This is a genomic window from Acinetobacter sp. YH01021 (assembly GCF_013420255.1).
Taxonomy (GTDB): Bacteria; Pseudomonadota; Gammaproteobacteria; order Pseudomonadales; family Moraxellaceae; genus Acinetobacter.
The window spans coordinates 1-26,187 of the sequence record NZ_VOYO01000003.1 but is presented as its reverse complement, the minus strand read 5'-3'; the positions used below and the strand labels follow the sequence as shown (position 1 = coordinate 26,187).

At 43.1% G+C, this 26,187-nt stretch carries 28 protein-coding genes and 1 rRNA gene; 18 read left to right on the top strand and 11 right to left on the bottom strand.

Annotated elements, in window-relative coordinates; translation table 11 throughout:
* The first annotated feature begins 23 nt into the window (after positions 1-23).
* Positions 24-665 carry a fumarylacetoacetate hydrolase family protein gene (locus FTT86_RS03310; protein ID WP_180180559.1) on the top strand — a complete coding sequence of 214 codons (642 nt, stop codon included), beginning with the start codon at positions 24-26 and terminating at the stop codon, positions 663-665.
* Between the two features lie 52 nt (positions 666-717).
* Here the strand turns inward: FTT86_RS03310 and FTT86_RS03305 are convergent, their stop codons facing one another.
* Entirely contained in the window at positions 718-1,536 is an 819-nt protein-coding gene (locus tag FTT86_RS03305; RefSeq protein ID WP_180180683.1) for a helix-turn-helix domain-containing protein, read from the bottom strand.
* 108 nt (positions 1,537-1,644) lie between these two features.
* On the opposite strand from FTT86_RS03305, the gene FTT86_RS03300 reads away from it, so the two are divergent.
* Together FTT86_RS03300 and yddG are read left to right on the top strand one after the other, a co-directional pair.
* On the top strand, positions 1,645-2,583 hold the full coding sequence (locus FTT86_RS03300; RefSeq protein WP_180180558.1) for a DMT family transporter: 939 nt from the start codon (positions 1,645-1,647) through the stop codon (positions 2,581-2,583).
* On the top strand, positions 2,580-3,467 hold the full coding sequence (gene yddG, locus FTT86_RS03295) for an aromatic amino acid DMT transporter YddG (protein WP_004281450.1): 888 nt from the start codon (positions 2,580-2,582) through the stop codon (positions 3,465-3,467). Before FTT86_RS03300 ends, yddG begins: the two co-directional genes overlap by 4 nt.
* A 29-nt stretch (positions 3,468-3,496) precedes the next feature.
* On the opposite strand, the gene FTT86_RS03290 is transcribed toward yddG, so the two are convergent.
* Entirely contained in the window at positions 3,497-4,744 is a 1,248-nt protein-coding gene (locus FTT86_RS03290; protein WP_004645086.1) for a YihY family inner membrane protein, read from the bottom strand.
* Positions 4,745-4,857: 113 nt separating this feature from the next.
* On the opposite strand from FTT86_RS03290, the gene wrbA reads away from it, so the two are divergent.
* Entirely contained in the window at positions 4,858-5,448 is a 591-nt protein-coding gene (gene wrbA, locus FTT86_RS03285) for an NAD(P)H:quinone oxidoreductase (protein WP_180180682.1), read from the top strand.
* Between the two features lie 53 nt (positions 5,449-5,501).
* Here the strand turns inward: wrbA and FTT86_RS03280 are convergent, their stop codons facing one another.
* Positions 5,502-5,936 carry a hypothetical protein gene (locus tag FTT86_RS03280; RefSeq protein ID WP_180180557.1) on the bottom strand — a complete coding sequence of 145 codons (435 nt, stop codon included), beginning with the start codon at positions 5,934-5,936 and terminating at the stop codon, positions 5,502-5,504.
* 918 nt (positions 5,937-6,854) lie between these two features.
* On the opposite strand from FTT86_RS03280, the gene FTT86_RS03275 reads away from it, so the two are divergent.
* The 3 genes from FTT86_RS03275 (at position 6,855) to FTT86_RS03265 (ending at position 9,190) form a co-directional block, all read left to right on the top strand.
* The gene (locus tag FTT86_RS03275; protein WP_180180556.1) at positions 6,855-7,232 is read left to right on the top strand and encodes a hypothetical protein; all 378 of its coding nucleotides are present in this window, start codon (positions 6,855-6,857) and stop codon (positions 7,230-7,232) included.
* Entirely contained in the window at positions 7,226-8,431 is a 1,206-nt protein-coding gene (locus tag FTT86_RS03270; protein ID WP_180180555.1) for a CsgG/HfaB family protein, read from the top strand. Before FTT86_RS03275 ends, FTT86_RS03270 begins: the two co-directional genes overlap by 7 nt.
* 84 nt (positions 8,432-8,515) lie before the next feature.
* Positions 8,516-9,190 (top strand): hypothetical protein, encoded by a 675-nt coding sequence (locus FTT86_RS03265; protein ID WP_180180554.1) that lies wholly within the window; start codon positions 8,516-8,518, stop codon positions 9,188-9,190.
* 310 nt (positions 9,191-9,500) lie between these two features.
* Here the strand turns inward: FTT86_RS03265 and FTT86_RS03260 are convergent, their stop codons facing one another.
* The 3 genes from FTT86_RS03260 to FTT86_RS03250 form a co-directional block, all read right to left on the bottom strand.
* Positions 9,501-10,076 (bottom strand): xanthine phosphoribosyltransferase, encoded by a 576-nt coding sequence (locus FTT86_RS03260; protein WP_174894204.1) that lies wholly within the window; start codon positions 10,074-10,076, stop codon positions 9,501-9,503.
* Between the two features lie 88 nt (positions 10,077-10,164).
* Positions 10,165-10,878, bottom strand: coding sequence for a DUF3108 domain-containing protein (locus tag FTT86_RS03255; RefSeq protein WP_180180553.1), 714 nt, complete (start codon positions 10,876-10,878; stop codon positions 10,165-10,167).
* A gap of 159 nt (positions 10,879-11,037) precedes the next feature.
* Positions 11,038-11,724, bottom strand: a complete 687-nt coding sequence (locus FTT86_RS03250) for a hypothetical protein (protein WP_044113162.1) — start codon at positions 11,722-11,724, stop codon at positions 11,038-11,040.
* 263 nt (positions 11,725-11,987) lie between these two features.
* Between FTT86_RS03250 and FTT86_RS03245 the strand changes: the two genes are divergently transcribed.
* On the top strand, positions 11,988-12,845 hold the full coding sequence (locus FTT86_RS03245; protein ID WP_180180552.1) for an energy transducer TonB: 858 nt from the start codon (positions 11,988-11,990) through the stop codon (positions 12,843-12,845).
* A gap of 165 nt (positions 12,846-13,010) precedes the next feature.
* Here the strand turns inward: FTT86_RS03245 and ybeY are convergent, their stop codons facing one another.
* The 3 genes from ybeY to miaB are packed head-to-tail and all read right to left on the bottom strand — an operon-like array spanning position 13,011 to position 16,087.
* Positions 13,011-13,493 carry an rRNA maturation RNase YbeY gene (ybeY, locus tag FTT86_RS03240; protein WP_071850834.1) on the bottom strand — a complete coding sequence of 161 codons (483 nt, stop codon included), beginning with the start codon at positions 13,491-13,493 and terminating at the stop codon, positions 13,011-13,013.
* 22 nt (positions 13,494-13,515) lie between these two features.
* Complete coding sequence (locus tag FTT86_RS03235) at positions 13,516-14,592, bottom strand: PhoH family protein (RefSeq protein WP_004732214.1); 1,077 nt, start codon at positions 14,590-14,592, stop codon at positions 13,516-13,518.
* Between the two features lie 37 nt (positions 14,593-14,629).
* Complete coding sequence (miaB, locus tag FTT86_RS03230; protein WP_071850832.1) at positions 14,630-16,087, bottom strand: tRNA (N6-isopentenyl adenosine(37)-C2)-methylthiotransferase MiaB; 1,458 nt, start codon at positions 16,085-16,087, stop codon at positions 14,630-14,632.
* A gap of 334 nt (positions 16,088-16,421) precedes the next feature.
* Between miaB and FTT86_RS03225 the strand changes: the two genes are divergently transcribed.
* From FTT86_RS03225 to FTT86_RS03200, 6 genes are all read left to right on the top strand, one after another.
* Positions 16,422-18,356: a lytic transglycosylase domain-containing protein gene (locus FTT86_RS03225; protein WP_180180681.1), complete on the top strand. Its 1,935-nt coding sequence runs from the start codon at positions 16,422-16,424 to the stop codon at positions 18,354-18,356.
* 32 nt (positions 18,357-18,388) lie between these two features.
* Positions 18,389-19,027, top strand: a complete 639-nt coding sequence (locus FTT86_RS03220) for a ribonuclease I (protein WP_373886103.1) — start codon at positions 18,389-18,391, stop codon at positions 19,025-19,027.
* Between the two features lie 167 nt (positions 19,028-19,194).
* Entirely contained in the window at positions 19,195-20,181 is a 987-nt protein-coding gene (locus FTT86_RS03215) for a malate dehydrogenase (RefSeq protein ID WP_004281429.1), read from the top strand.
* Between the two features lie 169 nt (positions 20,182-20,350).
* On the top strand, positions 20,351-20,629 hold the full coding sequence (locus FTT86_RS03210) for a DUF2789 family protein (protein ID WP_004645104.1): 279 nt from the start codon (positions 20,351-20,353) through the stop codon (positions 20,627-20,629).
* A gap of 51 nt (positions 20,630-20,680) precedes the next feature.
* On the top strand, positions 20,681-20,935 hold the full coding sequence (locus tag FTT86_RS03205) for a DUF2789 family protein (protein ID WP_180180551.1): 255 nt from the start codon (positions 20,681-20,683) through the stop codon (positions 20,933-20,935).
* A gap of 115 nt (positions 20,936-21,050) precedes the next feature.
* The gene (locus FTT86_RS03200) at positions 21,051-21,308 is read left to right on the top strand and encodes a DUF2789 family protein (protein WP_004645106.1); all 258 of its coding nucleotides are present in this window, start codon (positions 21,051-21,053) and stop codon (positions 21,306-21,308) included.
* A gap of 90 nt (positions 21,309-21,398) precedes the next feature.
* Here FTT86_RS03200 and FTT86_RS03195 read toward each other — a convergent pair whose 3' ends face one another.
* Together FTT86_RS03195 and FTT86_RS03190 are read right to left on the bottom strand one after the other, a co-directional pair.
* Positions 21,399-21,926 (bottom strand): hypothetical protein, encoded by a 528-nt coding sequence (locus FTT86_RS03195; protein ID WP_180180550.1) that lies wholly within the window; start codon positions 21,924-21,926, stop codon positions 21,399-21,401.
* Between the two features lie 70 nt (positions 21,927-21,996).
* Positions 21,997-22,599 (bottom strand): 2OG-Fe(II) oxygenase, encoded by a 603-nt coding sequence (locus FTT86_RS03190; RefSeq protein WP_180180549.1) that lies wholly within the window; start codon positions 22,597-22,599, stop codon positions 21,997-21,999.
* A 117-nt stretch (positions 22,600-22,716) separates the two neighbouring features.
* Between FTT86_RS03190 and FTT86_RS03185 the strand changes: the two genes are divergently transcribed.
* The 4 genes from FTT86_RS03185 to FTT86_RS03170 all read left to right on the top strand — a co-directional run.
* Positions 22,717-23,574 (top strand): 23S rRNA (adenine(2030)-N(6))-methyltransferase RlmJ, encoded by an 858-nt coding sequence (locus FTT86_RS03185; protein ID WP_004281423.1) that lies wholly within the window; start codon positions 22,717-22,719, stop codon positions 23,572-23,574.
* 38 nt (positions 23,575-23,612) lie between these two features.
* Entirely contained in the window at positions 23,613-24,434 is an 822-nt protein-coding gene (gene pssA, locus FTT86_RS03180; RefSeq protein WP_005108642.1) for a CDP-diacylglycerol--serine O-phosphatidyltransferase, read from the top strand.
* An 18-nt stretch (positions 24,435-24,452) separates the two neighbouring features.
* Positions 24,453-25,529, top strand: a complete 1,077-nt coding sequence (locus FTT86_RS03175; protein WP_180180548.1) for a DUF6670 family protein — start codon at positions 24,453-24,455, stop codon at positions 25,527-25,529.
* 441 nt (positions 25,530-25,970) lie between these two features.
* Positions 25,971-26,187, top strand: a 16S ribosomal RNA gene (locus FTT86_RS03170); the annotation flags it as partial.

Below are 26,187 nucleotides of genomic sequence, written 5' to 3'. Positions count from 1 at the left end.
AAAGGAAAAGGGAAGTTTTGATCATGAGCACACGTCCATCCAAAATCGTTTGTGTGGGTCGCAGTTATGCCGATCATGCCAAAGAACTCGGCAATGCGATCCCTGATCGTCCGGTATTGTTTATCAAGCCACCGAGTGCCTTAAGTTCGCTCGAAGCAGGCATTGAGTGGAATCCGGAATGGGGCAATTGTCATTATGAATGTGAACTCAGCTTGCGTATTGACCGGACTTTAAGCAAAGAAAGCGATCCTGTGAAAGCACTTGAAGCTGTGGGTGCGGTGACTTTAGGTCTGGACTTAACTTTGCGTGATTTACAGGATGATCTCAAGAAAAAAGGCCAGCCTTGGGAACGTGCCAAAGCCTTTGATGGCTCTTGTCTGTTGTCGGATTGGGTACCTGTCGCCGATGTAGTCACTGACTGGAAAGATGTGCATTACACACTCGAAGTCAATGATGAGATGCGTCAAAAAGGCGATACTGCATTATTGATATTTGATATTGCGACGTTGCTGGCTGACATCAGTCAGGTCTTTACTTTGGAAGAAGGCGATGTGGTGATGACCGGTACCCCGGCAGGCGTTGCGGCATTGCATTCAGGCGATCAACTGAAAATGACGCTGAAGGGGCAGGCTCAGGATTATGTCTGGACGACTTTTGTGAAATAACCAAGATTTTGAATCAAAGGAGCCAATGGGCTCCTTTTTCATATGCATCATTTTATTCATTAACAGTATAACGCTTGCGAAACTGATCAGGGGTGCTTCCCATCCAGCGTTTAAACATATTGATAAATGCCGAGGCATTGGCATAGCCCAGATCAAAGGCAATGCTTTCAACGCTATGACCTGAATTTAATAAAGACATGGCCTGCATCACTTTCAGGCGTTGCCGCCATTCATGCAGTGACATTCCCAGTTCTTTCTGGCTATATCGCGCTAGCGTCCGCTCGGTTAAATTGACGCGTTCGGCCAGTTGCCGCAGCGAGCTCTGATCTGCCGGATGCTGATGTAAATAATCTAAAATCTGTTTCAGCAATGCATGTTCTGAATGCGGTAGATAACTGCTGACCAGTTGAGCTTGCTGGAGTTGATCGAGCAGTACCTGTAACAGACGCTGATATTCAGCTGAATTCTCGAGTGCTGGATGGTCTTGCTGATGCAGTTGTTTCAGGTGGGTGAATAAAGCGGTGACCAGGGGCGCACTGAGCAGGATGCCGGGTTCGGTAGGAAGTTGTTTACATAATGATTCATGCACATACAGGGTGCCATGAGAAACCGCGGTACGGTTCAGACCACGATGTTCTAAATTTGGCGGGAGCCAGATGCCGTGAGGTGAAGGCGTCACATAATTTATATGATTAATATTCACTTCCATCACGCCATGAAAAGCATAGACAAATTCTCCCCAGGCATGGCCATGTAGCGGATAAACAGATTGCGCGGGATCCTTCCTGAAACTGATCCACAGAGGTGCCTTAATCAGATCGTGGGTCGAAAGTTGCTTGAGCGAAGCTGAATCTGCTTGGATTTTTTTTATGCATCACCGAAATTGCCTGAATAACACCATCATTTGTCTGCTTTGAAGTATATCTTTTATTTCTGACACTTTTATAGTGTAACTTCCAAATGAGCAACAGGACTGTATGTGAGCCAGCGTCAGGCATTAGATGCCAAAGCATCTGCCATCATGTTTGTATTGTGTATGTTGTGGGGTTTACAACAAGTGGTACTGAAGTGGGCCGCCTGTGATATTTCAGCCCTGATGCAAATTGCCTTGCGTTCAGCCTTGTCTGCGCTGATGGTTTATCCCTTGATTCAGCAGAGCGTGCGCCGTCAACTCTGGAGTGCAAGCTATTTACCTGCAGGATTGCTAGTCGGTGTGTTGTTTGCAACTGAATTCTATCTGATTGGTGAGGCACTGCGTTATACCTCAGCCTCGCATACGATTGTTTTACTTTATACTGCGCCAATTTTTGTGGCTTTGGGTTTGCACTGGAAATTGCCGGCAGAGCGTTTGTCTGCTGTGCAATGGGGCGGAATATTTCTTGCCTTTAGCGGAATTGTAGTCAGCTTTCTGTTACGTCCACAGACAGAATCAACTTTACAAACTGATGCCTTGTGGGGAGATTTTCTGGCTTTGCTTGGCGGCGTATTCTGGACAGCCACCACAGTCAGTGTACGTCTGAGCCGGCTGGCTGAAGCACCTGCAACCCAGACTTTGTTCTATCAATTATTGATAGGTGGAATGCTGTTATTGCCTCTGGCTGTTCTGACTGGACAAGCAGCCATTCAATGGACGGTGTTGTCTATTTCCAGTCTGGTTTTTCATACCGTGCTGATTTCCTTTGCCAGTTATCTGATCTGGTTCTGGATGCTGAAGCATTATCTGGCATCGCGTCTAGGGGTATTTTCCTTTTTGACCCCTGTATTCGGCATGCTGTTCGGCGTACTGATTCTGGATGAACATATCGAAATCAATTTTATTATCGGCACCTGTATGGTCATGCTGGGTGTGATTCTAGTGAGTTTGCAGGGATGGCTGAAAAAACCGAATATCAATAAAAGCATTCAAGAGCAAGCATGAAAATCTGGTCTGTAAATTTAGCGACCTGGATTGGTCTGTCTTCTATTCTGATCTGGGCCAGTCTGGTCGCCGTAGTGAAACTGATTACTGAATCCACCAGTGCAGTGCAGGGGATTGCTTTAATTTATAGTTTTAGCAGTCTGGCGATTTTTGCGTTCACCGGCTTTCCAAAAATCATGCAAATGTCCAAGCGTTATCTGCTCGGTTGTGGCGCTTTATTTGTGGCTTATGAGATTCTATTTCTGGTTGCTGTGGCATGGTCGGATAATCGTGAACAGGTGATGCTGATTGCCATGATCAATTATCTGTGGCCACCCTTGATGATTGTTTTTTCGATTTTTGCCCGACAGTTGCAGGCTCGCCTCTGGGTGATTCCAGGCTTTCTGCTCGCTGTGATGGGACTGATGCTGGTGGTCAATCCAGAAATCACTAATCTGCCGAAGTTTATGCAGGCTTTAGCTGAAAATCCTTGGGCCTATGGCTTTGCCTTTCTCGGCGCTTTGTTATGGCCTTGCTACTGCGTTCTAACTAGGACCTATGGCCGCGGACAAAATGGTGTACCGATTTTCTTTTTGGTCGCTGTAATTAGCTTATGGTTCTTACATTTAGGATTAAACGAACCTTTTATCATGCCCACATTCAAGCTATGGTTGGGAATTGCAGTGGTGGGTAGTCTGATTGGCATCGCCTATAGTAACTGGAATCAGAGTATGCAGTTCGGCAATATCAAGGTGCTGATTTTAGCCACCTATTTTATGCCGATTCTTTCTTCGGTCATGTCAATGCTGATTCTGGATGTCAGACCCGAACTCAGTTTTTGGATCGGGACGGGTTTGGTGACTGCAGGCGCTATAGTCTGCTGGAAATCTACCGCTATCAGTTAAAAAAAATCCTCTCAAGCGAGAGGATTTTTTTATTTATGTCGGAACAGTTCGGACAATGGAAAATTGAGTTTTTCTTCCAGATATTGATCAGTTTCCTGTAATCTAGGTGAGAAATTTTGCATCCAGATATCATCAGTCTGGGCATTGGTGAGATGGTTTTTGCGTGGCAGTGGATAGGGTAATTGCAGATAAAAATTCCAGAAGCTGACCTGATCCAGATCACGAACCAGCACATATTCATTTTCATCGGTACGTTTGATCAAATTCTGCTTTTCAAACATGGCGACATAGCTCGGCCAGCGTCCAATTTCATCCCGGCCTAAGACCTCAAGTGCTTGGGCTTCACTGATGCTTTCACCAGTTTTCTGCTTTTTATAAAATAATTCTAACAGATCCAGCAGCATGACGATGGGATGGCGTTTATTGTCCTGCCCAGATTCAAACGCCGTCAGGGCATAGCTGATTTCAACCCCCAATAACACAATAATCCACGACAGATAAATCCAGAGCAGGAAAATCGGCACGGCGGCGAAGGCACCATAGACGATCTCATAGCTGGTAAAGTTTGACATGATATAGCCAAACAGATTTTTCAGCAGCTCAAACACCACGGCACTAAATAGACCGGCAATAAAGGCAGATTTAAGCGGTACACTGCGATTCGGGATGGTCCAGTTCAAAATGAAAAATCCGAGTACAGTCAAAGAAAAGGAAATCGCCCAGAGGACAAAAGCGCCATCAAGCTCATAACCGGCAAAGTTATTGCTGAGAATGCTCATGGATGCCACGGTCGAAGAAATCACAAATGCACTGCCGAGTAAAATCGGCCCGAGCGAAATGATGGTCCAGTAACGCATAAAGCCCATAATTCCGCCCCGCGTTTCAGTCACGCGCCAAATGCGGTTAAACACCGTTTCGATACTGCTGAGCATCAATACTGTCGTCACAAACAAGAACAGAATACCAATGATGGTGAGATTGCTGGATTTATCGGTAAAGGCATTCAGGGCCTTATCAAAGGCAATTGTAGTTTTGGGCAAAAAGTTACTATAAATCAACTGTTGCAGTTGCTGCCGTGCAGGTTCCAGCGCCTTAATTGAAGAGATAATTACCAGAAAAACCGTCAGCATCGGCACTACGGCAAACAGAGTCGTGTAGGTCAGGGAACCTGCCTGTTCGCGACAGCGGTCTGCTTCAAAGCGTCGAAGTACAAATAAAACAAATTGAAACCAGTGTTTTTCATAGAAAGGTAATTTCTTTAAATACTTAACAATCATCTGCATCCAATCTCAATTTTTTTAATCATCATGAATTTTCATCATCAGCTTAACCAAAAAACTTGCAAAGTATCGTATAGTTTTATTTTTTTAAGTAATGAATAAGAACCATGATGCAACCTTATGTCCTTGTTTTATATTACAGCAAATATGGCTCAACCAAAGAAATGGCGCATCTGATTGCCAATGGAATTGAAGCGGCAGGCCTGGCAGTAAAAATCAGGACAGTTCCAAATATATCCAGCATGGTAAAAGTTGCTGAACCGAGTATTCCGGCAGAAGGGGATATTTACTGTACTCTGGATGATCTGGCGCAGTGTGCCGGGTTGGCGCTCGGTTCACCGACCCGTTTTGGCAATATGGCCTCTGAAATGAAATATTTTTGGGATCAGACTACGAGTCTCTGGCTGAATGGAGCGCTACACGGTAAACCGGCTTGCGTGTTTACGGCATCAGGTTCCATGCATGGCGGACAGGAAAGTACTTTACTCACCATGCTGCCGCCGTTGTTTCATCATGGCATGATGATCATGGGGCTCAGCAATGCAACACCGGCACTCTCGAATACCAAAACTGGTGGTACACCTTATGGTGCCAGTCATGTCAGCGGCCCACGGCATGATCAGGGCTTAAGTCAGGATGAAAAAATTCTGTGTGAAGTACAAGGCAAGCGTTTAGGTGAAGTGGTATTGAAACTCAATTGAGTCTGACAAGCACTCATAGGAAATGAAGGATGAACTTCATTTCCTGAATTTTATTAGGCTTCTTTTTGATCTTTTTGATCTTTTTGATCTTTTTGATCTTTTTGATCTTTTTGATCTTTTTGATCTTTTTGATTTTTTTGACTAAATCTGTATTTGCATTTCAGACATTGATAATCCTGAAACAGATTACGGTCGACAGAAACCCCGGCTTTTTTCCCCAGAAAATTACCGACCACACCGCCAGTAATTCCGACACTGATTGCACCGACAAAAGTACCTACGGTTCCGCCGACAATTACACCTAAAGGTCCGGCTACTGTACCAATCGCAGCGCCAATCGATGCACCCGAAGCAGCGCCACCGACAGTCCCTGCAGTTGCACCCGCTGAACTCATGAGAATGCCGCCAATTTTCTTTAAATTCTGTTCATGATCACGCTGTTCGATATCAGCTGAGCCACATTTAGGACATTGCATAGATTGTTCCATAAAGGATTGAGATGTGCTTGTTTTAGATTCATTGGGAATGGGATTTTTGCCCTGATCAGCCCTTATTCATAACATACAACAACACACTAGATAAGTTTTGAATTCGCAAATCAGAAACATTGCATACTCACTTGATTCTAGTTGAGTTCACGCTAAAACATTGTATTTCAGCTGTAAATATATGCCTTCTTGGTTGATTAACGCAATTCTTAACCTGCCATTGAGGAAATGGCAAATCTCAAGATCATCAGAAATGTTCTTTTCTTATCATTCTAAATATTATGCTCTTAGCTCTTAGCTCTTAGCTCTTAGCTCTTAGCTCTTAGCTCTTAGCTCTTAGCTCTTAGCTCTTAGCTCTTAGAAAGACTATTTCTGGAGTTAAGATGAAAAAGGAAGGGAAGTCGAAAAATATGCAAACGAGTTCTTATCAGGGCTATTAAAATTTTTCTGCCAAAATACACCTGAATATTGGCGTTTCTTTATAAGTCACCTTCATTGTAATTGATTAATTATATTTTAAATAAATCGTGACATTTATCCTTATTAAATAGAAGTTCTAATAAAATAAAAATTTACGACTTTTAAAATATAAAAAAGTATAATAATTCTAATCTTTATTAGATAAATTTTTGATTATTGCCAATATAAAAAATATATTATTTTAATCAAGTTTTTTATATGAATATTATATTCAAAAAAAATTTATATAATGATTTCTTACAAATCACAAATAATAAACAAATTTTTATTTATTAATTAAAAACAATAATTTATATTTTTAAGTAAAACAAAAAAATATGTGAATAGGGATAGGTTTTACATTTTATAATTTTATGTGATTTAATATTTTTCAGATAAATTTAATCTTGCTTAAATGAAAAATTAAATAAATATCTTAAATCAGAGGATATTAAGATTATGAGAATATTAGTTATCAATCTGGGTTTATTATGTTTATGTTTTCTGAGTAACGCTTATGCCACTTCTGACGAGTGGACCCAGCGTTGGAAATCATCCAGTGCCCGTTCCAATGAGAGTCTAGTTCAAGCCAATCTGATCGAACTTAAGGAGTCAGACTATTATTCCGGATTAGGTAAAACCACTGTTCATAGCACCTCGACCACTTCCATAGGGACGGTAAATACCCCGACCAACAATATCAATGTAGAGGGTACAGACAACAATATTGATATTACGAGTGAATTGCTGAATGAAGCACCAGTCAATTCAAACACCAACCAAAATCCTCAGCGCTGTCTTAATTTAAGTAACAGACCAGGAGAATCACAATGTTGAATTTCTCCTCGACCAGAAGACATATATCTTTCGTGAGTGCCACTGTCCTTTTCAGCTCTTTTTTAACAGGCTGCACGGGTTTAGCGCCCTCAAACAAGAAGCCAGTTAGCCTGGTACAAGGCCCCCCAATTACCGATATTTTTACCCCTTTTGATATGGCTTTATCCTGCCTAAAAGGACAATTACGTAGTGATGTGAGTTTCTCCGTGGGGGCAATTCTGGATCAAACCGGTAAGGATGTAGTTACCAATGGTGGTAGCGGAAAAATGGTGACCCAAGGTGCGGGAGATATGGTGCAATCTGCCTTGTTTCAGGCGGGGGTAAGCTTAATGAACCGGCGTGATCCCCGGATTATCGAAAGCGAAGCCAAGTGGGGCATTCGTGATCCAAGACAAATCCAGGCTTCTGATTATTATGTGACAGGCAGTATTAACAGTCTGGATTTTATTCCGGGTGGTGGTTTTGACATGCAGATCGCTGGTGTCGGTCCGAATTATAGTCAAACCCGGATTATGGTCGGTCTGGATTTATCTTTGACTGATACCCGCAGCAGTAAAGTCGTGGGCAATGTTTCATTGCAGAAGCAAATTGCTGCACAGGATTATGGCTTAAGTGCAGGCAGATTCGCTGGTCGTACACTCTTAAACATTCAGATTGGAAAAGGAGAACGCGAGGCAACTAACTTTGCCTTGCGCCAAATGTTGAATCTGGCCACTTTTGAATTACTCAGTCAGGTCGTCCCCCCCGCCGTATTTGAAAGCTGTCGTGCGCAGATACCGCCTGAATTTGGCCGTTTAAATTTAACTCGCAGTTCTGTTGCGCTGCATAAATACAAGAAAGGCCAGCAACAAAATAGTACAGCTTCAAGTAGCGCTGTTCAAGAATCAGCATCACACCAAGCAGACTCATCCGATGAAAAAAATAAGTCAACCAACTCCCCGAGCAAAGATACAAAACCGCCTAAACAAAAAGAGTCCGAGGTGATTCAGAACCCTGAAGCAGAGCCTGAAATGAGTAAACAGGACTTGATTAAATATATCAGCAAGAAGCAGCGTCAACCTTCCTCAAATGAAAAAAATGAAGAAAAAGATACTCAAAAAAAGGCTGATAAAGAACAAGAAGATGAAAAAACCACAACGCTATGGGAGGTCAATCCTGATGTGGTCGAAAATTACTGGTCTAGCACCCAACATGATTAAAAATATTTAAAAATGGGCTCGCTCCCATTATAAGAAGGAGTACTTAGCGAGAGGTACTTCAAAACAAAAGTAGGAAGAACAACGATGAAAAACACGATCAAAACAATCGCTTTATCCGTCGCCTTTCTGTCTAGTGCAGGTATGGCATATGCCCAAGGTGATGAAACACCTACTGAAGTAACCGTAGATACTGGTTTAATAGCTACTCTAGAGTCTATTTCTCAGCAGGTTGAAAATGGTTCTGCTTTGAATCTTGCAGTGAATACAGGTAATGTTGATGCAAGCGTCGATTTAGAAGCAATTGCCGAAGCAACCAGAGAAGCACCAGAGGCCATCAGTTCAATTGATGGGACTATTGAAACGACTGCCATTGGCGCCGCGAACACAGGTAGTATCAGTATCGAACAGGGTAGCTACAATAAGGTGGTATCAGACATATCAGATGCAACGGATAACTACGACTACAGTGAAGTAACGAGTGCAACTAATAATTCTGAAACTCTAGAGGAGCTATCAGAGGTTGCGGATAGTTCAGATATCTCGGAAGTTGTGAGTTCGACACTAAGTACTGACTATAGTGAGGAAATCAATGAAACTTTAAGCAATTATAGTGTAGCGAATATTGCCTATAATGCGGGTGCTATTGATGCATCTGTCATTGCTATTTCAGAAGGAACTCAAACTGCTATTAACAACAGCATCACAACTACCGCTATCGGTGCTGTGAATAGCGGTAGTATCACTGTGACTGTTAAATAAACTCTTTTTTGAGGTAAACACAGGTCTAACTATTGGCAGATAGTTAGGCCTCTTTATTTTATAATAACCTCCACATAAATTGTTGTTTATTCATCGGATAAAAAATTACTTATTGTTTGACACTCCTTATTTCAGAAATTGAATAGCCTGGAGCTTAAGATTAAGCCATTTATCTAGGATCAAATCTGGAAGAATAAATAAGAACTTGGGCTGAGCTATAGCCGAGCTCTAGATATTTTGAATTTATATCATCAGAAAAATGCAATAAAAAAAGAGCGCATCAGCGCTCTTTTAAAATTCATTGGCGAGCTTAGTCACGAACAAATTCAACTGTGCCATTTGTCAAAGACTTTAGGCGTGCCAGTGATTCCACACGATAGCCTTTTTCAAGCAGTAGATCACGACCTGGCTGGAATGATTTTTCAATCACAATACCAATACCCACCACTTCAGCATTTGCCTGATGAATCAGATCCGCCAAACCAAGCGCCGCTTGACCATTGGCCAAGAAATCATCGATCACTAAAACCTTATCGGTTGAACTGATGTGTTTATTTGAAATCGCGATCGTGCTTTCAGTCTGTTTGGTAAATGAAAAGACTTTAGAACGATATAAATCATCTTTCAGGGTCAAAGACTGGTATTTACGTGCAAAGATCACAGGTACGCCAAGCTCTAGGCCGGCCATTACTGCAGGGGCGATACCTGATGCTTCAATCGTAATAATTTTGGTAATACCAGCATCCTTAAACAGACGCGCAAATTCTTGACCAATCAGTTGCATCATGACTGGATCAATCTGATGGTTTAAGAAAGAATCTACTTTCAAAACTTCTTCAGAGAGAACGATGCCTTCAGCCAAGATTTTCTGTTCTAGTGCATGCACGGGAGAATCCTCAAGAGCAGGTGCTTTTTCAAGCAAAAGCGTATTGTAAAAAGCACCCGGAAAAAATCAAGTAAAATTCACCAAAAACTTAGTTGCTTGCACCTTTATAGTCAGTTAACAGCAAACCATAGGAGGTTTTCTTGTCGACATGCGAAACTTTGACTGGAAGATAGTCAAGTTTTGGTGCCAGCCAGAAGATGGTCTCACGGCCTGGCTTGCTATGTTTCATCACCACCTTGATGGTATTAAACGAACCATATTTGGTACTGACTGTTTCTGTTCCTTGCTTAACAAACTTACGGCCTTCAACTTCTTTAGCATCAGCGATATAGTAATTTGCTTTCAGGCCTGAATTTTTTAAGTCTTCACGGATCTGCAATTCCGCATTCAACTCATCCAGAACATCTGCTCTCCAGGCAAAAGAGCGTTTTTCATCGTCTTTCTTGGTACTGATGCTTTTGCTGGAAGGATTAAAATTAATACTCATGGTGTTGTTATGCACCAGCACTTTACTGCTGCGACTGAAACTGCTTGAGCCGATCTTGCCATTATTAAAAGTAAAGCGGCTGGTTTCGGTTGCAGAGGCAATACCTCCGGCTTTTGCAGCAAAGACATAAGTCCAGTTATTGCCTGATTTGCTTAAAGTCCGCGTTGCAGAACCCATATTCTTGCCATTATAGCTAAATTGATAACTGGCTTGGAAAGGAGTCATGGCAAAAGCCTGGCTAGAAATACCAGTGAACAGTATCGCGCTGCTCAGACCCGTGGTCATCACTAAAGTTTTGAATACAGTCTTCGCCATCAGTTATTTTCCTATATTGGTTAAACGGGCAAAAAATATCACTTATTGCACCCTTTATTATTTGGGCAAAATATGGAAATTGAAGGGATATTTCTGCCAAAAATGTATATTTCATGTAGTTTTATGGAACTTTTGTTCAAAAACTACGTTTGGCATGATTTAAGAAGGATCTTTCTGTTTAATGGGGGTGACCCGGTTGTCATCCATCTTGTCTTCATCCCAGTTCTCTTCCTGATCTTGGGAGAGTTTTCTAAACAGGGCGGCCAGATTGACATTGCCAATCACCACCAGTTCGGCTTCCCGTAGCACTGCATGATTCACGTGAACTTTGCCCAAGGTATCAATGACCGATCGGCTTTTGCCTAACCAGCGATTTAAATCCAGATAGAGCAAGTCATCGATGACTTTAATTACCCCCAGTTTTTCCAGAATCATTCCCAACGGATCTTTATTCAAGACACGTTGATAGAAGAACAAGCCGAAACGCACGCCAAGTTTATACAGCATATTTGGATATTTGGCTTCAATCAGCTGGGTATCACTAATTTGCTCGAAAACGATCAACTGGGTGGTTTTATTCAATTCCATCTGTACCAGTTTCAAATCAACCGATAAAGTGACAATCAGGCCTTTATAATCCAGTGTTGCATACAAACGCAGCCAGTCTTCGTGTAAATCTGCATGTAAGTCTTTTAATGCATCGACATTGTCTGTGACAAAGCGCTGAAAGGTTGCATTCAGGAAGACTTGCGATAAGGGAAATTCACGCTCATCTTCAATAAATCCTTCCGCCCTCTGATACACTTGGCGGATTCGGTTGGAAATATTGGAAATTAGCGTTTGCATACTGAAGCGTCCTGGCAACTTTATTTTTGACTCGGGATGTATCTTGTCGAATTGTATGAAAAATACAAGCGTTCATGCTTGAAGTTTAGCAAAATAAATAGCACCATTTTTATAGTTTTAGTTATGTAACGTTGAAGATTTGATGGATTTGGCATTTTAAAAAGATAAATGACGAATCCGTTTATTTTTAATCTTTCAAATACTTTTTTGGGGAGCTGAACTCAGTATTGAGTTTGGGCGAATGTGAAAAAACGATGATACTCATGTCTCTGGTCAGAACTTGGTGGAAAGATCCAGTGTTTAGCAGTGCGGTGCTTGCCGCAGGCATTCTGCATTTGATCGTGCTGACCCTGGAATTTGGTATGCCGCAAGATCGGGATACCAGTACCAAAGAAATCGCAGTCAGTTTGCGCCAGACTGATGAAAAAATTGAGCATGCTGATTTTCTCGCCCAAACGGACCAGCAGGGTTCCGGCCAGTTTAGAGAAGCTCATCGCATGTCGAGTGATATGCCATCGCCGTTAATGGAACAACATGCAGGCGAAGAGCTGCAAGAAAGTCTGAATATGCTGCAACAGCAACAGGAACTCAGTTTTGAAGAAAAAGTCCTGATGACCACCTTGAGCTGGCAAAAGCAGGCGGAAGAAAATCAGCGAAAAAAAATGCAGGAGCAATTACAGAGCCAGTTTCAGGCCAAAGCGGCCATGGTCGCCAGTCTGGAAGCGCAATATTTACAGCGTAAGCAAAATTTCAGTCGTCAGCAAAAAATTAAGACTGTAGATGGTATTCAGTCCAAGCAGGATGTTTCTGCCGCCTATCTGGAAAAGTTTCGCGAGAAAGTGGAGTTCTATGGGAACCGTTATTATCCGGAAGCAGCCAAACAACAGAATCTGGCAGGGGAAGTGCGGCTGATGGTGATCCTGAACCAGAATGGCGGAATTCGTGCCATTCGACTGATTGACAGTTCAGGACATGCCATGCTGGACGAAGCAGCCAAAGCTTCCGTGCGTAAGGCAGCACCATTTGGTGCTTTCGACAGTAAAATGAAAGAAATTTCCGAACTGCGGGTGATTCGTACCTGGCGATTTGATCCGGCAGAAGCAGAATTTGAGGTGCGTTAGACCATTTTATTCATTTGTAAACCCTCCCTTTAACTCCCTCCCAACGGGAGAGAGAACTATCATTGAGCTATAGGTATTAAAACTCCCTCTCCTTATGGGAGAGGGTTGGGGTGAGGGTAAACAATAAAAAAAGCAGGCCTTAGCCCGCTTTTTTATGAAGAAATTTTAGTTCTGTTCTAGATAAGGATTTTCAAAACCCAGCTTGGCCAGAATCTCGATTTCAATGCCTTCCATTTCTTCAGCATCTTCATCCGAGGTTTCATGGTCATAGCCCATTAGGTGTAAAGTGCCATGTACCAGCATATGGGTGAAATGTGTTAATGGTACTTTTTGCTGTTCCAGCGCTTCCGCCAGTACTACAGGAATACAGATCACCAGATCACCAATGGGAAATGCATCCAGAAACTGCGCCATTTCATCTGGAAGTTCACTTGGGAAAGACAGGACATTGGTCGGTTTGTCTTTGCCTCGATATTCCAAATTCAGTTTATGACTTTCGTCATTATCAACACAGGCAATTCCAATTTCGCAATCACTTTGAGTGCCGATATGACGTAAAGTGGTTTCTACAACTTTTTTAATATAGGCTCGTTTCAGTACCAGTTCAGGTGACTGAAAGTCCTGTTGTAAGGAAAGACTAAGTTTCAACACAAATCCTTAAGTTTAAAGCTTAATGCTGTGCGTCTGCCGCAGCATCATTTTCAGCGATCAAGGCATCCTGACGTGCTTTACGTTCGGCACGTGCTTCAGCACTTAAACGCTGCTGTTCACTGTCCCAGCCTTCGTAGGCTTCAACAATTTTCTGTACAAGTTGATGACGTACTACATCACGCGAATGGAAACGAGTGATATGAATTTCAGGAATTTTATCAATCACACGCAAGGCATGTGACAGGCCGGATTGCTGACCACGCGGTAAATCCACCTGAGTTACGTCGCCCGTAATCACGGCACGTGAGCCAAAACCTAAACGGGTCAGGAACATCTTCATCTGTTCTGGGGTGGTGTTCTGCGCTTCATCTAGAATCACGAAAGAATGATTCAGGGTACGGCCACGCATATAAGCAAGCGGAGCGACTTCAATCACCTGGCGTTCGATCAGTTTGGCCACTTTTTCAAAGCCGAGCATTTCATACAGCGCGTCATACAAGGGACGTAAGTACGGATCGATTTTCTGGGTTAAATCCCCCGGCAAGAAACCAAGTTTTTCACCGGCTTCAACCGCAGGACGAACCAGCAAGATCCGCTGAATTTCATTACGCTCCAGCATGTCCACGGCAGCCGCAACGGCGAGGTAGGTTTTACCTGTACCCGCAGGGCCAATACCAAAAGAAATATCACTTTGCAGAATGCGCTGTACATAACGTTTCTGGTTGGCACCACGCGGATTGATCCGGCCCTTACGAGTTTGCAGCCAGACATTGTCCAGCCCCGTATGTTCCTGATCGTCCAGATCTTGCTGAAGTTCACGGTCAGTCTGGCTGCCCTGAATCATCAGATGTAAAGTATCTGCACTAATCTGCTGACTATGTTCAGATTCTTCATGAAGACGTTGCAAGAGCATTTCGGCTCTCTCAACGGCATCGATTCCACCATCAATAATAAAACTTTCTCCACGATGGGAGATTTTGACGTCTAAACGTTGTTCAATTTGCTTCAAATGGCCGTTATAGGCACCTAACATGGCTTGTATACGGTCCATCGAAATTCCAGGAAAAGCTACTGTACGTCGAATCGCTGCAGTCAAGAGTGTTCCTTATGAAGTGTGCGTTATATGCTCTACATTACGCCACGTCAGGCTCAAGATTCAAGAGCTCACCGTAAACTAAATTCAAAGTTTTAATTTCGGTAATTTCAATCTCGGCAAAGCGGCCTACCCAGGCAGGGTCACCAATAAAGTTGACATAACGGGTATTGTCCGCCGTACCGACCAGAATATTCGGATCTTTATCAGAAACTTTTTCGATCAGTACACGCTGGATGGTCCCGAGCATGGCATCCGTCTTGTCAATGCTTGAACGCTTAATCCATTGCTGAACTTTGGCCAGACGTTCTTTTTTGACATCTTCAGAAATCGTATCTTCCAGTTCTGCCGCAGGCGTACCCGGGCGTTTTGAATAGATAAAACTATAAGAATGGTCAAAATCCAGATCCTGAATAAACTGATAAGTCTCTTCAAAGTTTTCATCTGTTTCACCCGGGAAACCAATGATAAAGTCTGAAGATAGGTGCATGTCAGGGCGAACTGCACGTAACTTTTTAATCTTTTCGATATAGACATCGATGGTGTGGTTACGCTTCATCGCTTGCAACACATCATTGGAACCGCTTTGTACCGGCAGATGCAGATGTGAAACCATTTGTGGCAGGTCACGATAGCATTGTATCAGGTCGTCATTAAATTCCAGTGGATGCGAGGTGGTATAACGAATACGGCCAATGCCCGGAATATCTGCAACCAAACGTAACAGATCGGCAAAGGTACAGATATTGCCTTCAAAAGTTTCACCACGATAACCGTTTACGTTCTGACCCAAAAGTGAAATTTCACGCACGCCTTTTTCTGCCAGACCCGCAATTTCAGCGAGCACATCATCCAGTGGACGAGATACTTCTTCACCACGCGTATACGGCACCACACAAAAAGAACAGTATTTAGAACAGCCTTCCATGATCGAGACAAAAGCTTTATAACCTTCAACACGCGGTTCAGGTAAAAAGTCGAATTTCTCGATGTCCGGGAAGGAAATATCCACCAGTTTGATTTTTTCTTTTTTCGGCTTTTCGATCTGCTCAAAATGCTGATCCAGCATTTGCGGCAAACGGTGCAGGGTTTGTGGACCAAAAATCATATCGACATAATTGGCACGTTTCTGGATGTTGTCGCCTTCCTGAGACGCCACACAACCACCAACACCAATAATCAGATCAGGATTTTTATCTTTAAGCTTACGCCAGCGGCCTAGCTCGGAGAATACTTTCTCTTGGGCCTTTTCACGGATCGAGCAGGTATTCATCAGCAGAATATCGGCATCTTTAGGATCGGTGGTCAGCACATAGCCATGAGAATCGCCTAACAGGTCTGCCATACGGTGACTGTCGTACTCATTCATCTGACACCCTTGTGTTTCGATGTACAGTTTCTTGACTGAAGCATCGCTAACAGGGGTGTGCGCTGGCTGGGTAACAGTGTTTTCTGAGGCAGCTGGGGCACCATTCGGAATGAAGGTTTGAACCGTCATGTAGGCTCCTACAAGGTAATACGTTGAAAGAGTGAACGAACAGCCTGATTGATGCATCAAACAGGTGAATAAAAATTCAATTCACAGACTGAAATCTTGGAAAGGCGCATATTTTAGCAGGAAAGTCGCTTAAACTTATAGCCCAAATTAACTGTGGAAAAATATTGATTTATGGGCAAAAATTGTCTGTAGATTAATATTGCTTAATCATAAGGTTACATAACTGAACAATAGAGTTGGTTATAATCTTCAAACTAGCTCTTATGATATGCAACATGGGCTAAGCACAAAATCGATGATAGAAGGCAAAGGGATGTTGAAACACACTAAAACTATGTATAAATACTATAAATTAATTACTTTAAGTGTGGCATGTATCTGTTCAGCGAGTACACAGGCAGCAGAAGAACAATTTAATGATGCCTTGCGTGCAGCCAATGCAGGTAATACTGAACTGTTACAGCAATATCGTCTTTCTATGCAGAATGATGCCTTGGGCTATTATCCGGAATACTGGATTTTAAACCAGAATCTTGCCATGCAGCCTGTCAGCCAGATTATCAGCTTTGCCCAGCGTTACCCTCAATCCGCTATGGCTGAAAAGCTGGCAGCAGACTATGTCGAAGAAAAAGTAAAAATGGCAGACTTTAGCACTGCCCAACCGGTATTGCCTTATGTAACTAATGCCGATCCCGCCGAAGCCTGTGCAGTGGCACAAGTGCGCGCCAAAGCTGGTGATGAACTGGTCTATGCCGAGTTTAAAGAAGTCTGGTTAACTACCAACAGCCAGCCTGATTCTTGTACTGGTTTAGGCCGGATGATGCTATCCAGTCCACTCATGACGGCAGAAGACCGTCAGCAGCGACTCTGGGGACAACTTCGTGCCGGACAGTCAGGTCAGGCCATTGCGACAGCGCAAGGCATTGGTCTAAATCTGTCTCTGGCACAACTGAATTCGATTCAGGCCAATCCCACTAATTATTTGTGGTCTGCGCCTAAAAGTACTGCGGCAGAGCATGCCTATCTGATTTATGCGCTGGGACGTCTGGCCGATAGCGATTTGGACTCAGCTTTGTCTATCGTCAAGCGGACCGCGGAAGGTACACCAGTACAGGTACAACGCGCCTTATATCGTGCTGTCGGTTATATCGGTGGTACCACAGTCATGAAAAACAACTTCAACCGGGAAGTGTTAAATGCGCTAGATGCCAGCTATGGTCTGCCATTTAGCCCGGAAGAAGCCGAGATTTATGCGCGTCAGGCGATTCGTTTTAGTGCCTGGGAAAGCCTGATTCGTGCGATTGACAGCATGAGCGTCAACCAGAAGCAGGAAGATCGCTGGCAATATTGGCTGGCGCGTGCTAGTGAACAACGTGCTGACCGTGCTTCCAAGCAGGCAGCAGAAAGTATTTATCGTAAGCTGGCGACCGGAGATGACTATCACAATCTTTTGGCACGCGACAAGCTGGGGCAGGTGACCGCGAGTACACCAACCCCGGCACAGCCATCCAATCAGGCTATGCAGCGCTTGAATCAGGATATTCATTTCCGCCGTGCTTTCACTTTACGTAATATCAGCGCCCCAGAGAACTACATTAACCGTGAATGGAACTGGGCAGTACGTCAGGCTTATCTAAAGAAAGATGATGACCTGTTGCTGGCTGCGGCAAAGCGTGCCATGGACATGGGTTGGCATGATCGGGCCATTTATGCCGCTGACCGTACCGCGAACAAACATAATTATAACTATCGTTATCCAATGCCACATCAGAATTACGTGGTCAGCCATAGTCGCAATGCGGGGATTGATCCGGCCTGGGCCTATGGTTTGATGCGTCAAGAAAGTCGTTTCAATACCGTCGCACGTTCACATGTCGGGGCGGGTGGTCTAATGCAGATTATGCCGGATACGGCCAAGTTGGTGGCGCGTCAAATGGGTGAGGCTTATAATCCGGCAGCACTCACCGATATGAATACCAATATTCGCTACGGAACATTCTATTTATCTACCATTCAGCGTCAGCTCAGCAATAGTCCAGTTCTGGCAACAGCAGGCTATAATGCCGGTCCAAACCGTGCCCGCCGCTGGCAGCCAGAATTTCAGGGAATGGCCGCAGATCAATATACTGAAAGTATTCCTTTACTTGAAACCCGAGATTATGTGAAACATGTCATGACCAATGCCACGCATTACGGTATTTTATTAGGACAGGGGGCACAGTCAGTGGGTAAACGCATGCAACTGATACCATTACGAAATACACAATAAAATTAAAATTATTGGGGAATGGTGACTTATTCATGAAAATAATGAAGGATCGTCGAGTCTGGGCTGGATCGGTTGCGCTTGTAGTATTGGCCAGCAGTCAGGCAGCATTTGCTGCACCAACAGACTATGTTATGGATGTACAAATGGTCCCGGCCTTATGTAGCTTGTACCCGGAATATGCCAAGAAGCGAAAATGTCTGGAAGGTTATTCGCTGAATATCTCCGGCTTATATCCTCAGACTACATCACAAAATTGTACGACCAATAGCTCCGCGAAACTGTCACCATTGCAGTCCAAGGTAGTGGCCAGGATCATGCCGGATGACAATACCCGGACAATCTTATGGCGCAATATCGGTGGCTGCGTGCCGATGAATGCCAGTCAGTATTTCCGGACGATTATCAATTATGCAGATCGTCTCAAAGTTCCTGCGGAACTGACGGAACAGGAAAATCTTACGATTTCTGTCGATACGCTGCGGGCCAAATTTCTGAAAATTAATCCGCAATTACCGGGTAATGCCTTGCGATTCAACTGCCAGCAGACCCGGTCAGCCAGCGTGCTTACCTCGATCAAGGTCTGTTATCGTCCCAATGGTAATTACAAATCCTGTCCTGCCAACATTATTAATACATGCCCAAAAACTGTCACAATAAAAGGAACATACTGAGCTTTTTTGCCGATTTAATTTATATTTCCTATCAGACTTTAGGTGAAATCGGTCCTCTTTTATATGCATCTGGCAAAGGATTGGAGTACAATCTTTCGCGTTTACGATTATTAGATTAAATACTAACTATTTAATCGCATTGAATATCCTCAATTGGAGATAATTAGATGAAGCAAGCAGTTCGTGTTGCCGTTACTGGCGCTGCAGGTCAAATTGGTTACAGCCTATTATTCCGTATCGCAAGCGGCGAAATGCTAGGTAAAGATCAACCAGTGATTTTGCAATTGCTCGAAGTTCCTTTTGAGAAAGCTCAACAAGCGCTTAAAGGCGTAATGATGGAGCTTCAAGATTGTGCATTCCCATTACTAGAAGACATGATCGGTACTGATGATCCTAAAGTTGCATTTAAAGATGCTGACTATGCGTTATTAGTTGGTTCACGTCCACGTGGTCCAGGTATGGAACGTGCTGACCTGCTTAAAGTGAACGGTGAAATCTTCATCGGTCAAGGTCAAGCATTGAACGAAGTTGCGAGCCGTGACGTTAAAGTTCTAGTTGTTGGTAACCCTGCAAACACGAATGCTTACATCGCAATGAAATCTGCTCCAGATCTCCCAGCGAAAAACTTCACTGCAATGTTACGTCTTGACCACAACCGTGCTGCATCTCAAATTGCTGCTAAAACTGGTAAAGCGGTTAAAGACATCAAAAATCTTACAGTTTGGGGTAACCACTCTCCAACTATGTATGCTGACTACCGTTTTGCAACAATTAACGGCGAAAGCGTTAAAGACATGATCAACGACCAAGAATGGAATGCAAATACATTCCTTCCGACTGTTGGTAAACGTGGTGCTGCGATCATCGAAGCACGTGGTTTGTCTTCTGCTGCTTCTGCTGCTAACGCTGCAATCGACCATATGCGCGATTGGGCTCTTGGTACAAACGGCGAATGGGTAACGATGGGTATTCCTTCTGATGGTTCTTACGGTATTCCTGAAGGCGTAATGTTCGGTTTCCCTGTAACGACTGAAAACGGTGAATACAAAATCGTTCAAGGTCTAGAAATCGACGAATTTAGCCGTGAACGTATCAACGTTACGTTGAATGAACTTGAAGAAGAGCGCGCAGCAATTGCTGACATGCTTAAATAATTTGATCTTTTCAGATTAAGTTGAAAAAGCACTCCATTTGGGGTGCTTTTTTTATATCACTCACTTTAATCAACAAAAAATAACAAGCTGTGAAGGAGAGACAACTGAGTTTTCGCTATGAGCCATCTAAGGTAGAAACAAGATTATAGATAAAAAGATGGAGGTTCAGATGTTAGAGCAACGCGCTACCTTCGAACTTTTCTTTGAACAATTGGGTCTGGATTCGAGTCCGGAAGCCATTGATGAGTTTATTAGTACGCATCAAATTGGTATGGATGTACCGCTGCATAAAGCTCCCTTTTGGAGTAAATCACAGCATGACTTTCTGATCAGTCACTGGAAGAAAGATGATGACTGGGCCATTTTTGTCGATGTGTTAAATGAACAATTACATATTGAGGCAGAGGGTTCAGGTTCCTGTGACATACCGAGCCATAAATCAACCTAAGAATTCGAATCTCAACACGCTCATAATTTAACATTACGATGGAGTCTATTTATGCTTACGGAACAACAGTTAACTTTAGAATTATTATTTGAACAATTGGGTTTGCCTTCTGATGAAGCCTCAATTACTCAGTTTACCCATACCCATCAATTGCCATCTGAAGTGGCATTACCGGATGCCGAATTCTGGAGTGAAGGGCAAAGTGCCTTCCTGCGTGAACACTGGCACCAAGATGATGAATGGATTGTCATTATTGATAAGTTAAACCAGCTTTTACATGTGGAAAGTGACAAGCAGAACGCTTAAATGCATTCATACAAAAAGAAACAACAAACCTAGTCAAATGACTAGGTTTTTTTTGCCTTATCTTATAAGTTAGATCTATAAATAATTACAATTTATCTGATATAAGGAGGGCGCGATGCTCGCAAAGAACCAACCATCCTTAGAGCTCTTGTTTTCTCAGCTCGGTCTCGCCAATAGTCCTGCGGCTATTGAATTGTATGTACGCACCCATCAACTGCCAGCAGGGTTGTCCTTGCACGATGCACCGTTCTGGAATAAAGCCCAGCGTTCTTTATTGATCAGCCATTTAGTACAAGATGATGATTGGGCAATTTGGGTCGATGAACTGAATCAGCAACTGCACATGGACGCTTATAGACGTCAACCTGCTTGATCATTTTTCCTGTGTTTTTCTGGTATTTAGAGTAAGACGATATAACTTGTATTAAAAAACGCCTCATCTGAGGCGTTTTTGTTCTTTGGCTTAATGCATTTTGCTTTTTAATATTTTGTTAAACCATTCGTGCTGACGATAATCATTAAAAGCATGATGCTGCTGTAATAATTCCAGCTCAAACTCGGCAGTCGTAGTGTATTTACCTAACCAGTGACGGGTCAGGGCCGGCTCATTTTTACTGGCGCTGGCATAGGCCAGGAAGAAATAAATATCACCATGCTCATAACTGGCCATCGGTTTTAGGATTTGCTGGGTAATCAGGGCGAAATGGTGCTCTTTGGTCAATTCAAAAAACATCATATAAGCCTTGGCCAGATGCAAAGATAGGTTGATATACATGCGCAGCGGCATTTCTTCAAATTCTATCCGGCCTTGTTCCAGCAACACTACGGCTTCTTGCAGGAAATGTCGCTGTTCCTGACGCAGTTCACTTAAAGTCACCAGCTGTAAACGAAGATCAGCACGTTCAAGCGTTAATTCTGGCGTATTGCCTTTTAAATACAATTGGTCAGTTTCACCCAGACGTTGAATAATCTGTTTGGTTGTTAATCGCATCAACGCAATCCTCATTTCTCAATAATGGCTATATGAGGTTAAAAATTAAAATTTAAAGCGGCTAGCCGTCTTAGAGCAGTGAGGTATCACTTCTTAGCCAGGCGGTAATGGATAGGCGTTGCTGTTTAGAGATCAAGACTTCATGTAATAAATCGCTCTGGAACAGCGCCATTCGGTTCGGTTTTGGCTGGATAATATGCCATTGGTCATGTTTGTCCTGCAGGCGCAGTTCACCGCCCCAGTCCGCCTGCCATTGTTCATGCAGATAATACACACTGGAAATCATCCGGCCATTTTTACTTTGGGGATTGTCGCGGTGCAGGGCATAGAACTCACCCGCGTGATAGCAAGCGAAATGGGCTTCGATATCTTTGATGCCTAAATAAAACGCACGGTTTAAAATTTGAGAAAACTGTTGAAGGGTTTGGGTGTGTCGGTGGGAAATTTGAAATTCAGGTTGTAACCAAAGAATATGATCACTACGGATGTTGCTGACGACGCCATTTTGAATGGCCGCGTTACGAAATTCGTTTAAGTGGTTTTGGCATTCTTGACTCACTGCATGTTGATATTCGCTAGAATAAGCATCGTCAACAATACTAAAGCCATGTTGATCTAAATCATCTAAGATTTGATCAACATTCCAATCCCCTGGGATGATAACTGCTTCCATTTTTTCAATTCTCGATAGTGTGGTAAAAAAAGGTCCGCTATTTTAGTGCAATAATCGTTTCTGAACGAAATAGTTTTTCATGTTAAAATAGCAATTGATCTTAGGAATAATTGAAACATGAATTACCGTCACTCTTACCACGCAGGCAACTTTGCCGATGTCATGAAGCACGTTTTATTGCTTCAGTTGTTGACTCGACTGAATGCAAAAGACAAACCTTATCGCTATGTAGATACACATGGTGGTGCAGGTAAATATGATTTATCGACTGCCGAAGCGCAAAAATCAGGTGAGTTTTTAAACGGTATTCATCGTCTTATTAAGCTGGATGATTCGATCAAGCGTAATGCGCCCGAAGGCGTACAGCAATATTTGAAAATTGTTGAAAACATGCGTGAAAACTTTGGTAAGGGTGCTTACCCGGGGTCACCGTGGTTTGCTTTAGAAGGCATGCGTGAGATTGATAAAGCGACCATTTTTGAAATGCAGCGCGATGTATTCCAGCAACTTCGTCATAATATTTTTGACAAGCGTGCGGGTTTGCATGAACGTGATGCATACGAAGGTCTGTTAGCGGTCATTCCACCGAAAGAAAAACGTGGTCTGGTGATGATCGATCCGCCGTATGAGCTGGAGCGTAAAGATTTCCCGCAGTTGGTCGAACTGCTGGTTGCCGCGTATAAGAAATGGCCGACAGGTGTATTTGCCGTTTGGTATCCAATTAAAGACCGTGCCATGATTGAACGCTTCGAGAAGAAAATGTTCAAGACCGGTATCCGCCGTCAACTGGTGTGTGAAGTCTGTGTATGGCCGGATGATACCCCAGTAGGCCTGAACGGTTGTGGTTTGCTGGTGATTAACCCACCTTGGAAATTCTCTGAAGATGCTGATGAAGCACTACAGTGGTTATTCCCGCATCTTCGCATGAGTGAAAATGGTGGTCACGCTGCAGTTCGTTGGTTAGTGGGCGAATAATTTTTTCAAAGATCAGGTCATAGCTAGGATCGACAAGAATGACAAATATAAGCAAACCGGAACGTGACTCTTCAACTGAAGTGCCTTTCGATGGCATCACCTTTGAGGTAGAAGAAGAGGAGCATACCCAGGAAGGGCAAAAAGTTAAGCGTCGAGGCATCTATCTATGGCCGAACCTGATTACAACGGCAGCGTTGTTGTCAGGTTTCTACTCGATTATTGCCAGTATGAATGGTGATTTTCAGCAAGCTATTTATGCGATTTTTATTGCGGCATTACTGGATGGACTGGATGGCCGTGTGGCACGTGCTATTGGTGCACAAAGTCCGTTCGGTGAACAATTTGACTCGCTTTCTGACATGCTGGCTTTTGGCGTAGCTCCCGCTATTTTGATGTATAGCTGGGGCTTGAGTGATTTGGGCCGTATTGGTCTGGCGGCTTGTTTTGTTTATACCGCATGTGCTGCGTTCCGTCTGGCACGCTTCAATGTACAGATTGGTGTGGTCGACAAACGTTATTTTATTGGTGTCGCAAGTCCTCTGGCTGCCATCATGATTGTGTCACTGGTCTGGGTCGGTCTGGATTTTCCAGAAATCTTTGATATTCGTGAACCTTCTCTTCAGGTCATTAATGCAGTGGTCATCATTGCGGTAGGCTTGTTGATGATTTCCAATATCAAATACTATTCATTTAAAACTGTAGAACGTAAACGGGTTCCATTTTTTGTCCTACCAATTGCCGTATTCGTCTTTGCAGCGATGACTTATAATATTCCTGTCGGCATTCTGGTCATTTCTATTCTCTATGCCCTGTCTGGTTTTGTAACCACCTTTATGGCAAAAAGATCGAGTACATTATAAAAAGATAAGGAGTCTGAGATGCGGTTTCTTCAAGATTTTTTAGATCGTTCGAAACAGCTGAATCAGACTCCTACTGTTTCGCGCCATCCCGCCTATCATGGCCCCACCTCAAAATATAAAATTATTCATCAGGGTTTGATGATCGCCGGGCTTCCGGCACCGCTCTATTATTTAAACTTTATGAGTATTATCGGGCAACTCAATGCACCCATGCTGGCAAACCCGAGTGCAATCGAAACCACAGCCTTAGACACCGCCACCGTGATTTGCAGTTCGAGCCCACATATGGTGGGACAATTGCATCACTATTCGGTCAAGCAGGACTGTCATTTTAGATCAGGTCTGTTTCAGTTTCTGGATCGTGAGCAATTGAGCGGAAGTTTTCCAAATTTTCGTTTGCAGCGTTCTGACTCGGAACTCAGTTTTGATTTAAATATTCAAACCACTCAACTGATTTCTCATTTTACCCAAATGCGGTTTTCCTTGGCAGATCACTGGTCTTTGCTATGTCATTGTCAGGGAACGGTGAACTATAAAGCGCAGCAATATACGATCGATGGTCTTGGAAGCTTTGAATACGCGCGGAGTTTTAACTTTCCTTATCTACCTTTGGCCTTCCTGACTTATCAAATTATTAATCTTAGTGAAAACCGGCAACTGTTGTTGGCGCAAATTCGGGATGGTTTTAATCGTATTGTTCAGTCGCGGATCTATCTGCGTGATTTAAAAAACATGCGGACCCAAATGTTCGATCGCAAAGTTTATTTTAAAGTTCATCGTGTTTATCCGCGTGTCACGACACCTAATGGGCAGAGTATGTATTTGCCGCGCGAATTTGAATGGTGTTATGAAAATGCAGACGGTACTTGTATCTGGGTACAAGGTCAAAGTCGTGGAGATTTTAAATTTGGCCTGGCAGCGGGCTATGTAGGAAGTTTTAGTTATGAAGTAAAAATAAATGAAGAAACCGAAAGTGGGGAGGGGGGCTATTGTGAATACATAGATTGCCGGCCTTTACGCTTTCAGGAACAGAATAAAACTGAAAAAAGATTAAGTCATTTATCCAATTCAGTCCCTTTACTGCTCAAGAAATGAAGAAAATCGCGATTTTTGTAGAATAAATAAACAGTCGTGATGATTTTGCTGAATTATTTAAAAATAGGGGTTGTATTGGGTTGGGAATCCTGTAGAATGCACATCCATCGGCGGTGATGAAGATTAAAACTTCTGATAAAACAGTAACTTAGTTGAGATTGATTGAGTTGGGTTTTATTTGATAAGTTTAAAAATAATCTGAATTACTGGTTGACTTTCTAGAGATAGAGAGTAATATAGCCGACCTAGCTTGCTGGTGACGAACCAACAAGAAGATCATTAAGAGATTATGAAGAACAACTTGTGTGGATTTTTACTGGTTGATTGATCGAAATTATTTTCATTGATTGATGGTAGAAATTACTCGAAGTTTATTTGAGAAATATTTGTCAGAAAATTGATGAGCCAAGATTGGCACCCTTTAAGGTGCTACATAGTATTAAACTGAAGAGTTTGATCATGGCTCAGATTGAACGCTGGCGGCAGGCTTAACACATGCAAGTCGAGCGGGGAAGAGTAGCTTGCTACTTAACCTAGCGGCGGACGGGTGAGTAATGCTTAGGAATCTGCCTATTAGTGGGGGACAACATCTCGAAAGGGATGCTAATACCGCATACGTCCTACGGGAGAAAGCAGGGGACCTTCGGGCCTTGCGCTA